Annotated in this window: 8 protein-coding genes, 4 pseudogenes and 1 riboswitch; of the genes and pseudogenes, 9 read left to right on the top strand and 3 right to left on the bottom strand. The window is 65.3% G+C overall.

The window, feature by feature from the left end:
- Positions 1-347, bottom strand: a pseudogene (locus RHBS_RS16820) (homoserine O-acetyltransferase); the annotation flags it as partial.
- Positions 344-1,691, bottom strand: a pseudogene (locus RHBS_RS16815) (bifunctional o-acetylhomoserine/o-acetylserine sulfhydrylase). The pseudogenes RHBS_RS16820 and RHBS_RS16815, both read right to left, overlap by 4 nt.
- A gap of 172 nt (positions 1,692-1,863) precedes the next feature.
- Positions 1,864-1,986, bottom strand: a riboswitch (SAM riboswitch).
- 346 nt (positions 1,987-2,332) lie between these two features.
- Between RHBS_RS16815 and RHBS_RS16810 the strand changes: the two are divergent.
- Positions 2,333-3,474, top strand: a pseudogene (locus RHBS_RS16810) (MFS transporter).
- A 9-nt stretch (positions 3,475-3,483) separates the two neighbouring features.
- Here the strand turns inward: RHBS_RS16810 and RHBS_RS16805 are convergent.
- Positions 3,484-4,530 (bottom strand): ABC transporter substrate-binding protein, encoded by a 1,047-nt coding sequence (locus tag RHBS_RS16805; RefSeq protein ID WP_128646072.1) that lies wholly within the window; start codon positions 4,528-4,530, stop codon positions 3,484-3,486.
- A 171-nt stretch (positions 4,531-4,701) separates the two neighbouring features.
- Here RHBS_RS16805 and RHBS_RS16800 point away from each other — a divergent pair, with 171 nt between their 5' ends.
- From RHBS_RS16800 to yidC, 8 genes and pseudogenes are all read left to right on the top strand, one after another.
- On the top strand, positions 4,702-5,376 hold the full coding sequence (locus tag RHBS_RS16800) for a response regulator transcription factor (RefSeq protein ID WP_121870374.1): 675 nt from the start codon (positions 4,702-4,704) through the stop codon (positions 5,374-5,376).
- Positions 5,373-6,347, top strand: coding sequence for a HAMP domain-containing sensor histidine kinase (locus RHBS_RS16795; protein WP_121870373.1), 975 nt, complete (start codon positions 5,373-5,375; stop codon positions 6,345-6,347). Before RHBS_RS16800 ends, RHBS_RS16795 begins: the two co-directional genes overlap by 4 nt.
- Before the next feature lie 88 nt (positions 6,348-6,435).
- Complete coding sequence (locus tag RHBS_RS16790; RefSeq protein ID WP_121870372.1) at positions 6,436-7,866, top strand: DUF4153 domain-containing protein; 1,431 nt, start codon at positions 6,436-6,438, stop codon at positions 7,864-7,866.
- A 40-nt stretch (positions 7,867-7,906) separates the two neighbouring features.
- Entirely contained in the window at positions 7,907-8,191 is a 285-nt protein-coding gene (locus tag RHBS_RS16785; protein WP_121870371.1) for a DUF6412 domain-containing protein, read from the top strand.
- Positions 8,192-8,252: 61 nt separating this feature from the next.
- Positions 8,253-8,879 carry an ABC transporter ATP-binding protein gene (locus tag RHBS_RS16780; protein ID WP_121870370.1) on the top strand — a complete coding sequence of 209 codons (627 nt, stop codon included), beginning with the start codon at positions 8,253-8,255 and terminating at the stop codon, positions 8,877-8,879.
- The gene (locus RHBS_RS16775; protein WP_128646071.1) at positions 8,879-10,255 is read left to right on the top strand and encodes a DUF6297 family protein; all 1,377 of its coding nucleotides are present in this window, start codon (positions 8,879-8,881) and stop codon (positions 10,253-10,255) included. The genes RHBS_RS16780 and RHBS_RS16775 overlap by 1 nt, the downstream gene beginning before the upstream one ends.
- 23 nt (positions 10,256-10,278) lie before the next feature.
- Complete coding sequence (locus RHBS_RS16770) at positions 10,279-10,575, top strand: DUF6412 domain-containing protein (protein WP_121870368.1); 297 nt, start codon at positions 10,279-10,281, stop codon at positions 10,573-10,575.
- Between the two features lie 63 nt (positions 10,576-10,638).
- A pseudogene (gene yidC, locus RHBS_RS16765) lies at positions 10,639-11,529 on the top strand (membrane protein insertase YidC); the annotation flags it as partial.
- Positions 11,530-11,582: the final 53 nt, after the last annotated feature.

Here is an 11,582-nt window from a genome sequence, read left to right as displayed (position 1 = left end):
CCCGTGGTCCCGCCGCACCCGCCGAGCACGTTGGTCGCCACGACGCACCACTCGTCGGTGTCGATGGGGCAGCCGGGACCGACCATTCCGTTCCACCAACCGGGCAGAGCGTGATCGGCGTCCGGCGGACCGGACACATGCGAGTCCCCGGTCAAGGCGTGTTCGACGAGTACCACGTTGCTGCGGTCGGTGGCGAGTTCGCCCCACCGTTGCACCGCGACGGTGACCTGGGGGATTCGAGCGCCGTTCTCGAGATCGAGACCACCGATGTCGATGGTGCCCAACCGCCCGTCCGGAGACGGAAGAACCGCCTCAGGACGAACGCCTGTGTCGCAGCTGTGACTCAAGATGCCGCCGCGCTGAATCCGACCTCGAGATCGGCGATGATGTCGTCGATTCCTTCGATGCCCACGGCGAGACGCACCAGGCCGGGAGTGACGCCCGACGCAAGCTGCTCTTCCGGAGTCAGCTGGGAGTGCGTGGTGGATGCGGGGTGGATGACGAGTGAACGCACGTCTCCGATGTTAGCGACGTGGCTGTGCAGAGTGAGTGCGTTGACGAACTTCTTGCCCGCGTCCACACCGCCCTTCAGCTCGAACGCGATGATCGCGCCCTGCCCCTTCGGCAACAATTCCTGCCCGCGCTGGTACCACGGGGACGATTCGAGTCCGGCGTAGTTGATCGAGACGACGTCGTCGCGACCGGCGAGGAACGCGGCGACCTTCTGTGCGTTCGCCACGTGCCGCTCGATCCGAAGGCTCAACGTTTCCAGACCCTGGCTGATGAGGAAGGCGTTGAACGGCGAGACCGCAGCACCGATGTCACGCAACAGTTGGACGCGCGCCTTCAGTGCGAATGCGGGCGCGCCCAGATCGGCGAACACGACGCCGTGGTAGCTCGGATCTGCGGTGGTGAAGTTGGGATGACGGCCCTGCGTCCAATCGAAAGTCCCGCCGTCGACGATGACGCCCGCGATGGCCGTTCCGTGTCCGCCGAGGTACTTCGTGGCGGAGTGCACCACGATGTCGGCACCGTGCTTCAACGGCTGCAACAGGTACGGCGTCGCCACGGTGTTGTCCACGATCAGCGGAATGCCGTTCTCGTGGGCCACTGCCGAGATCCCCGGGATGTCGAGAATGTCGTTCTTCGGGTTCGAGATCGACTCGCCGTAGAACGCCTTGGTCGACGGAGTGATCGCGGCACGCCACTGCTCGAGGTCGTCGGGATCGTCGACGAACGAGACGGTGATACCCAGCTTGGGGAGCGTGTAGTGGAACAGGTTGTACGTGCCGCCGTAGAGCCGCGGGCTCGACACGATGTGGTCGCCCGCCTCCGCGAGGTTCAGGATCGCGAACGTCTCGGCGGCCTGACCCGACGCGAGCAACAATGCCGCCACGCCACCTTCGAGGGCGGCGATGCGCTGCTCGACGACATCCTGAGTCGGGTTGATGATGCGGGTGTAGATGTTGCCGGGCTCGGCCAGACCGAACAACGCCGCTGCGTGATCGGTGTTGTCGAACGTGTACGAGGTGGTCTGGTAGATCGGCAACGCACGAGCTTGTGGTGCCGTCCGGGGTCTGACCCGAGTGGATCTGCTTGGTCTCGAAGCTCCAGTCGGCTGCGGGGTCCGTGAACGGATCCTCGGTGGGTGCTCCGGTGGCGTCGACGACGTCGGGGGTGGAATCGGTCATGGCTGGTGATACTCCGTTTTATTGAGACGAGTCTGTCTGAGACGAATCGAATGTCGAATGAAGCTCGAGAAGTCGAGCGCTACGGGGCGTATCGGTACAGCAACACATGAGAGAACCTCCTGACAGGCTTCGGCCCGTGGGGACCGAAGGTTCAGTGGGTCCGCTTCCTGCGGACCCGCGCTTGTCGATTCGGCACTCGCGTGCCGGACCGGCCTGGTCGTTCACCCGGGGCACCCCACCGCGGTTGGAGGGTTGCCGGCCAGCAAGCCGGGGCTCGATGCTGGCGCTCATGACCTGGCAAATATCTTAGCGGGTGACGGCACCCCACCGGAACGAGGGCACGCGAGGGGTGCCGGTACAGCTCGAGCAGATGCTCGGGTGAGCACTATCACCGTGCATCGACGCGAGAACGAGCCACCCGCGGGAAGACAATTGACCGGAGCGACGTTCCTGCTTCGGTCGGCTTCCGATCGCAGGCTCGAATCCCGTCCGCTTCTTCTGCCCCCCGATTTGCACACGAAGGTTGTACTGCTGTGACTGTCACCGATTCCGCTCTGTCCCGAGTCAGCGCTGTGCGCGGCAAGGTGTCGAGTGGCCTGAGTGTCAGTCACCGACCGCACTCGACCCGACGCAAACTCGCGATGTTGGCACTGTCCATCGGCGGCTTCGGGATCGGCACCACGGAGTTCGCATCGATGGGTCTGTTGCCGGACATCGCGACCACGATGGGGATCTCCGAGCCCTCGGCCGGCCACATGATCTCTGCGTACGCGCTCGGTGTGGTCGTCGGCGCGCCGACCATCGCAGCCCTGGCTGCTCGCGTTCCGCGCAGGATGTTGTTGCTGGCGCTGATGGTGGCCTTCACCCTCGGAAACCTCGGCACCGTCTTCGCGCCCAGCTTCAACGAGTTGGTGGCCTCGCGATTCGTTGCAGGTCTGCCGCACGGTGCGTATTTCGGTGTAGCGGCGCTGGTCGCTGCCCACCTCGCAGAACCGGGCAAGCGAGCCAAAGCCGTCGCGATGGTGATGATGGGACTCTCGGTCGCCAACGTCGTCGGCGTACCGGTGGCGACCTGGATCGGGCAGGCGCTGGGATGGCGCAGTGCATTCACGCTCGTGGCGGTCATCGGTGCCCTCACCGTCGCCGCGCTCGTCCTCTGGATGCCACGACTCGACGCGATGCCGACCACCAGCCCCATCACCGAGCTGGGCGCACTGCGCCGCAGCCAGGTGTGGATGACCCTGTTCGTGGGAATCGTCGGATTCGGTGGCATGTTCGCGGTGTACACCTACATCGCTTCGACGCTGACCGACGTCGCCGGTCTCGCCCGCGCCTTCGTTCCGGTGGCCCTGATGATCTACGGATCGGAATGGTCGTCGGAAACTACGCCGGCGGATGGCTGGCCGACCGGTATCAGCTCAAGGGCACCTTCGTCGGCCTGGCCGCCACGGCCGTGTTCCTTGCGGTGTTCGTCGTGGCCGCACACAATCCGATCACCGCCCTACTGCTGGTGTTCCTCATCGGCGCGTCCGGCTCCTCGGTGGTACCCGGTCTGCAAACGAGGTTGATGGACGTGGCCGAGGACGCCCAGACCCTCGCCGCATCGCTCAACCATGCCGCGTTCAATCTGGCCAACGCCATCGGAGCTGCCGTCGGCGGTGCCGTGATCGCCGCAGGATTCGGCTACACGGCACCCGCCGCCGTCGGCTCGGGCCTGGCGGTGGCCGGTCTCGGTGTACTGGCCACCGCCATGTGGATGGACAAGCGTTCCGCCGCTCGGTAGCGCCCGAGATCAGCCGGTGATCGTTGCCGGCGTTCCGTCGAGGGCTTCGTCCAGTGCCGGGGCCAGCTTGTCGATCACGTACGGCAGGCTGAGCACGCTGGTGAAGTAGATCGCGCCCGCCGTCACGCCGTCGGTGAACACGAGGTTGCCGTCCTCGACCGGCTCGAGGGCGTTGTACACCGCTTCCTTCTCCAATTCCGCGCGGTCGCCCGGGCCTTCGGTTCCCCAGATCAGCACGTCGGCGGCGTTGAGGACCGACAGGTTCTCGAGCGGGATGCTTGCCTGGCCGCCGCCGTCCGCCGGAACGTAGGCGTCGATGTCGTCGGGAACGACGAAGCCCAGCTTGGTCATGAAGTCCGTGCTCAACCCGTCCTGGTAGGCGATCGCCTTGCCCTCGTAGAACGCGTTCTGGAGAAAGATCGCCTTCTTGTCGGCGAATTCGGGGTGCGCGGCTGCGGCGTCGGCGAACTTCTGGTTCACGCCGTCGATCAGGGCGTCGACCTCGGTCTTTTTGCCGAGCGCACGTCCGATCTTCTCGGCCTGGACGTCCCAGGGCTCGAAATAGGCGGTGGAGGCGTCCGATTGGGCGAGTGTGGGAGCGATGTCGCTGAGCCTGTCGTAGGTGTCCTCGGTGAGGCCTGCGTTGGTGGCGATGATCAGATCGGGCTCGAGTGCGGCGATCTTCTCTTCCTCGAAGCCGTCGCCGGTGGCCGAGAGAACTTCGGGCTGCGCGTCGCCCAACGCGGCCTGCGCCCAGGGCCAGGTGGCGTAGGGCTGGTCGCCGTACCACTCCGTGACGCCGACAGGTACGACGCCGAGTGCGAGGACCGTGTCCTGCTCGGTGTATCCGGCCACCACGATACGAGTGGGTTCTTCTGGCACGACGGTCTCGCCGAATGCATGCTCGATCGTGACCGGGAAGACCGCCGAATCGGAGGACGTGCCGGCCATCGACGACGCCTCGTCGGCGGAGTTCGAGCATGCAGTCAGCAGCCCCGCGGTGGTCAGCGCAATCGCGCACACCGTCCAGGTTCGGTGAAGTGGTCGGATGTGCATCGAGACGCCTTTCGGAAGGGTTGGCCAACAGCGGGAAGGGTAGCCCACCCTAATTTCGATGCGCAGTCGAGTCTGTCTGCCGACGCGACGTGAATTGCCTGGCTTCAACCTTCACCGAACCTCCACATTTCCCGACGGGCTCCTCCATGTGCGCCCTCTAGGTCAGTTCTCATGAGCCGCACAGTTCTCGTCGTCGACGACGAGCCCACGATCTCCGAGGCCGTTGCCGCTCGGCTGCGCGGCGAGGGGTACGAGGTCGTCACTGCCGCCGACGGCCCGTCTGCCGTCGACGCGTGCGCCCGGATCGATCCCGACGTGGTGGTGCTCGATCTGATGCTGCCCGGGTTCGACGGACTCGAAGTGTGTCGTCGTATCCAGGCGTCCCGCCCGGTGCCGGTGTTGATGTTGACGGCCAAGTCGGACGAGACGGACATGCTCGTCGGCCTGGGCGTCGGTGCGGACGACTACCTGGGTAAGCCGTTCAGTATGCGCGAGTTGGTCGCTCGCGTGCACGCCCTGGTTCGGCGTGCCGAGCGTACGGTGACCGCCGAACCCCAGGCAGTTCGAGTCGGTGACGTGCAGATCGATCACCGCGAACGGCGGGTGACCAATCCCTCCGGTGACATCCATTTGACCAGAACCGAATTCGACATTCTCGCCTACTTGGCTGCTCGGCCGCGCACGGCGGTCTCGCGCGAAACGCTGCTGTCGGAACTGTGGGGCTGGGACGATTCGGCCAGCAGTAGGACGGTCGATTCTCACGTGAAAGCGTTGCGTCGCAAACTCGGTGGCGATCTCATCCGCACCGTGCACGGCGTGGGCTATGCCGTGGAGTCGCCGCGATGACGCGAATGCTGCCGCGCCCGTTGGATCCGTTGCGGTCGTTCAAGCTCAAGGTCTCGCTCGTCGTGGGCATCGTGCTGGTGCTCGCGAGCGTCGTGTTCTGGATCGGAGCGGGTTGGCAGTTTCGCTACACCCTCCTCGCAGCGCTCGTCGTGTCCTTGGCCGCAACACAATTCGTCGCCCACGGGATGACGTCACCGCTGCGCGAGATGACCTCGGCCGCCAAAGCGATGGCGCGAGGCGACTATTCGACGCGAGTGCGGGCAACGTCCAGGGATGAGGTGGGCGAGCTCGCCACGGCGTTCAACACCATGGCAAGTGATCTGGAAGCCGCCGAGAAGTACCGCCGCGAACTCATCGGCAACGTCTCGCACGAGCTGAAGACGCCCATCGCCGCCCTGCGTGCCGTGCTCGAGAACATGGTCGACGGGGTGACCGACGCGGATCCCGCGGCGCTGTCGGTGGCGCTGCGCCAAACCGAGAGGCTCGGAGATCTGGTCAGCGAACTGCTCGACCTGTCGCGGGTGGAGGGCGGTGTGCTCACCATTGCCCCGGAGGAGTTCGCGGTGCGGCAATTCCTCGAGGATGCGACGTCCGTTCACCGAGAACGAGTGTCGATAGTCGTCTCGCCGGATGATTCGTCCGTCGTGGCCGACCGATCTCGCATGACACAGGTGATCACCAACCTCGTCGACAACGCCGTGCGGCATTCGCCCCAGTCGAGCACCGTGACGCTGCGGGCCCATCGAATCGGCGGAGCGTATGCGTTCGACGTCGTCGACCAGGGCCCAGGCATCGCGCTCGCCGATCGCCATGCGGTGTTCGACCGATTCACTCGCGGCGGATCCACCGACGGCGGAACAGGTCTGGGCCTCGGCATCGCCCGCTGGGCTACCGAACTGCACGGCGGAACCATCGAAGTCCTCGACAGCGAAGTCGGCTGCCACATCAGAGTGGCCATCCCCGAGCACTGACTTTCTCGATCCATCCGAACCGCGACTGCACGTCCCCGGACCGCAGCCGCCGACCTTCCATGCCCGAAACACAGAAGAAGGAAGCGCCATGACCACGATCGACACTCCGATTCATCCGACAGCGAAGCACGGTCACTCTTTTTGGGGGCCTCGCACCTGGCCGGTGTTGCGGTATGCGCAGGCCCCCCGTGTGGCGCTGATCGGGTCCGCTGTTGCCGGGCTGATCGGGGCAGTGACGTTGGTGGACAACACGTTCGGTGTGCTGATCACCGCCCTGGCCTTCGTGGCGGTGGTGCTCGCAGCGCGCCGCGGCAGGCTCTCGGGGTGGGAATGGGCAGGGGTGGCAGGAGTGCTGGCATTGGCGAGCGTGTCTGCGCTGCGAGCGGCCGAGTGGATCGTGACGATGTCGACTACGCTCGCCGTCGTGGTCGCAGTGGTGGTGCTCTCCCGCGCCTGGACGTGGACGGGAATCGCGCTCGGCGGTCTACTACCGGTGTTTCTGCCGGTGCGCGTGGCTCGGTGGACCGGGCGCGGAGCCGGTTCGATCGATCTGGAAGGGCCACGGCCGGTCCGGATCGGCATGGTCTCCATTGTCACGATCGCGCTCCTCGTCGTGTTCGCAGCGTTGTTCGGTGCGGCCGACAAGCGTTTCTCGGATGCGCTGGGCGCGGTGACACCCGAGTTCGATGCCGCGTCCGTCGTCGGTCGCATTCTCGTCTTCGTGCTCACCGCAGCAGGTGCGCTCGCCGTGGCCTACGTCGCGCTGCATCCGCCTCGGTTCGATCGCCTCGCACCGTCGCCGCGTCGAACAGTGCAGTTGTGGGAGTGGATGGTTCCCCTCGGGGCGGTGGTGGCCCTGTTCGTCGTGTTCGTCGGGTTCCAGGTGCCGACGCTGTTCGGAGGGCAGGGGCACGTCCTCACCACCGAGGGGCTGACCAACGCCGAATACGCCCGGCAGGGCTTCTGGCAATTGCTCGCGGTCACGGTACTGACACTGCTCGTCATCGCGGTCACGGTCGCGAAGGCCCGCCGCGACGATCGGCGTGAACGAATTGCATTGCGCACGTTGCTCGGAGCGCTGTGCCTGCTGTCGCTGGTGATCGTTGCGTCGGCCCTGCATCGAATGTCGTTGTACGAGCAGCAGTACGGCTACACGACGCTGAGGTTGTTCGTCACGGGTGTCGAGTGGTGGCTGGCATCGGTGTTCGTACTGGTTCTGGTGTCGGGCGTGCGGATGTCGGGGCGCTGGCTTCCGCGAGCGGTAGGTGTCGGTGCAGTTCTGACCGTGCTCGCGCTGGCGGCTCTGAATCCGGATGCGTACATCGCACGGCACAACGTCGATCGCTTCGAGCAGACCGGACGAATCGATACGTCCTACGTGGGTGGCTTGTCGGCCGACGCGGACGCGGAGCTCGAGCGACTGCCCGACTACGTGCGTCCCTGTGTGCAAGCTCGCGGTCCGGTGTTCGTCGGCGATACCTGGCACCTGTGCACGGACCCTTCGGTATCTGTACCCTGAGCAACAACTCAGGTTCAGTGGCACACCAGGGAGGTGCGGAATGAGATACCAGAGCATGGTCGTCACTTCGCTGCTCCTCGTGTCGCTGTACCTGACGATGCCGACCGCAACCGCAGACGTGGCTCTGATCCTCGTCGCGGCGCTGGCAACTCTGATGGTGCTCGCGCACCGAGTCGATGTTCCGGCACTGCTGCGCCTACTGCCGAATGTCGGCCCCACCGCAGAGGAACGCCACCTTCGAGGTGCGTTCCGGCGTCAACATCGCCCGGATGCTCCCGGCCGCCCGCAACCACGCGCACCCGGTGCATTGGTGGGGGCACTCTAGCTCGAAAGTTCCCCCACGCCTTCGCGACCCGTTGTCCGCGAGGTTTGCCGGGAGAACAATCATGCTCGTCATCAACGACGCCACCAGGCGTTTCGGTTCGCTGACCGTCTTCAGCGACATCTCGTTCGTCGTACCGGAGGGATCGGTGTGTGCGCTCGTAGGTGCAAACGGTGCCGGAAAGACGACCCTGCTCCGATGCGTCGTCGGAGCAGACGATCTCGATTCCGGCACCATCACACTTTTCGGGAATGCTGTCGACGAAGCCGCGCCCGATTTCCGTGGGCGCGTGGCATCGGTCCTGGACGATCCGGGGACGTTCCCGCATCTGTCGGTGAGTGAACATCTGCAACTCGTTGCTGCGGCCCACGGAGTCGCCGACCCTGCGAGTGCAGCAGAGCGGGTGATCGAGGGACTGGGGCTCGGCCACGTCGTCGATCAGCTACCAGTCACGCTGTCCAGCGGTCAGAAGCGAAGGCTGGCATTGGGTTCGGCGTTCGTGCGACCGCGAGACGTACTGGTGCTCGACGAACCCGAGCAGCGGTTGGACGCCGAAGGCAAGCGCTGGTTGGCTCAGGCCATCGTGCGCGAGAAGCAGGCCGGCTGCATTGTCCTGATGGCATCTCACGACCCGGATCTCGTCGAGCAGGTAGCCGACACGAGCGTGGACGGTGACCGATGGCGACAGTGATGACGGCCGTTCCCTCGGCACGCGTAGTCCGTAGCCGGATTCGCGGCTGGACACGCGCGAGGAGGCCGATCGACATCGGCGCTGTCCTCGCGGTGTGGGGACTACCGGTGTTCGTAGCGACGGGACTGCTGTGGCACCTTCTCGGGCGCTTCGAGCCCAACCGAGCCGAGTCTGGGAACCCGCTTGCGGGGCTGCTGCTGGAGGTCGACTCACTGTTCGCGTCCGGCCTCGCAATCGCAGCATGCGGCCTGGTCATGGCTGCGGTGCGGGCGGTGGGGCCGGTTGTGGTGGATTCTGCCGAACAGTTCTGGATTCACTCGACCCCGCTCGATCGGTCGGGTGTGCTCGCTCCGCGATACTGGGCTTCGACAGCATGTGGCGGTGCCCTGGGTGTGCTGATCGCGCGAGTGGCAACACTGTTCGGTACGACTGCCCACAGTTGGTGGTGGTTCGCCGGCATGGGAGCAGCGATAGGTGCGAGCGTTGTCGGATCGGCAGTACTGGCGCAGACATCGCGGTTCTGGGAGGGGTGGTACCGGACATTCTCGCTCGGGCTCGTGTGCATCGGCGTCGTCCTCTGTTCGGTGTCCGCCGTCCACGCGCCGGTACTGCCCGCACCCTCCATCGGGTGGCCGTCGGCCGTGGCTCTCGTCTTCGGTGTTGCGATCGTGTGGGTCGGTCGATCCCGCGTGCATCGATTGAATCGGTCTGCGCTGGAACGCGGTTCGGGGTTGGTGACCTCTCTGTCGGTGGCGATCGCGACAATGGATACATCGTTCGTTTCTTCCCGAATGGACTCGCGCACTTGGCGTCGTGTGGGACTGGTTCGGTCTCGGTCGTTTTCGGGTTCGCGTCGGCGAATGTTCGTGGACGCCGATGCTCGACGCGTACTTCGCGACCGGCGCGCGGTGCGCACTCTGGTCTCGGTCGTCATCGCGGTCTACCTGTGCGCGGCGGTATTCGCGCTGCCCCTGCGTCCGGTTGCGCTGTTGCTCGCATGTTGCGTCGTAGGCACCGTATGCGGTCACGGGCTACGAGATATCTACTCGTCCAGTGCGTTTCGTGCAGCTCTCGGAGGATCCGATCGCAGTCTGCGGGCAGCGCATCTTGTGGTGCCTGCAGTCGGAATCCTCGTTGTATTCGGTGCCTGCCTACCGGTCGTGTTCGGTGCGTCGCTGTGGGCATTGCTGCCGACCCCGTTCGTAGCGCTCGCTGCTCTGTATCGATCGGCGTCGCGTCCGCCGCTCGAATACGGAGGGCTGATACTGGAGACGCCGATGGGGCAGGTGCCGGTTGACATGCTTCGGCAATTGTTTCGCGGTTCACTTGTCGTATTCGCGTGTGCGGTGGTGCAGATAGCAGTGGGTATCGGATGAGCCGGTCGAGTACCCATCGCTCCGTGGCCACTGCGCTCGGCGTCGTCGCCGTCCTGCTCGTCGTCTTCGCCGTCGTCGACGCCCAACCCGCCGCACAGATAGCGATGTTCGGTGCGCTGGTCGCGGCGTCCCTGGTCGTCCTCGGTGCGCCGTCCGACCTCGCCGTGATCGCACCGCTGTCGTCGTGCGCTGCCGGCGCGGACGGGCGGCGACTTCGGGGATCATTCCGCAGGCAACAGCAACCCGATGCGCCAGGTCGCCCCATGCCCAGAGCGCCCGGCCCGGTCTGTGGACCGGACCGGTGGCTCGAGTTCTCCTGAGCCACTGCGAGATCCGGTCGAGACGCCAACCGACCGCTTTCTCTCACAGTGAGGTGCTCCACCATGCTCGATTTCGTCTACTATCCCGTCTCCGCGGTGCTGTGGTTCTGGCACAGAGTCTTCGGGTCCGTGCTCGGCCCCGACAGCGGCTTCGCCTGGGCGTTGGCAGTGATTTTCCTGGTCTTCACACTGCGTGCGCTGCTGATCAAGCCGTTCGTCAGCCAGATTCGTTCGCAGCTCGCCATGAAAAGGCTCCAACCACAGATCAAGGCCATACAGAAGAAGTACTCCGGGGACCGTGCTCGGCAGGCAACCGAGATGCGGAAGTTGCAGCAGGAACACGGTTTCAACCCCCTGATGGGGTGCCTGCCACTGCTGGCGCAGGGCCCGGTTTTCATCGGTCTGCTGCACGTGCTGCGCTCGTTCAACCGAACCGGAACCGGATTCGGTCATCTCGGTATGACGGCGCAGGAGAACGCGAACACCGCGAATTACGTCTTCAGCGCCGCCGATGTGCAGTCCTTCCTCGACGCACGGCTCTTCGGTGCGCCGATCTCGGCTGCCGTCAACAGCTCTCGGGAGGTGCTCGAGGCCTTCGGTCCGTTCGGGGGAGTGCCGTCGGTGTGGAGCATCGCTTTCGTTGCAGTCCCCTTGATGATCGTCGCTGCGGTTGCCACGCATCTGAACTCGCGGGCGTCCGTCGCCCGGCAGGACGCAGCGGCGCTCGCCAACCCACAGACCGCGATCATGAACAAGCTCGTGCTCTGGGTGTTCCCGGCTGGCGTGCTCGTCGGTGGGCCGGTACTTCCGGTCGCGGTGTTGCTGTACTGGGTGAGCAACAACATCTGGACCTACACCCAGCAGCACCTCGTCTACCGACGCATCGACCGAGAACCGAGTGTCGAGCCAGAGGCGACACCGGCGGTCACCGCGCCGAAACCCGGGGCCAAGCCGAGGCGTCGGTAGCCGGCCTGCAGGAACGACCTCGATGAGCGGGAGTGGAGCCT

It is taken from the genome of Rhodococcus sp. BS-15, assembly GCF_000813105.1.
Taxonomy (GTDB): Bacteria; Actinomycetota; Actinomycetes; order Mycobacteriales; family Mycobacteriaceae; genus Rhodococcoides.
Note: the sequence above shows the minus strand (reverse complement) of the source record. Positions and strands in the feature narration are given on the sequence as shown.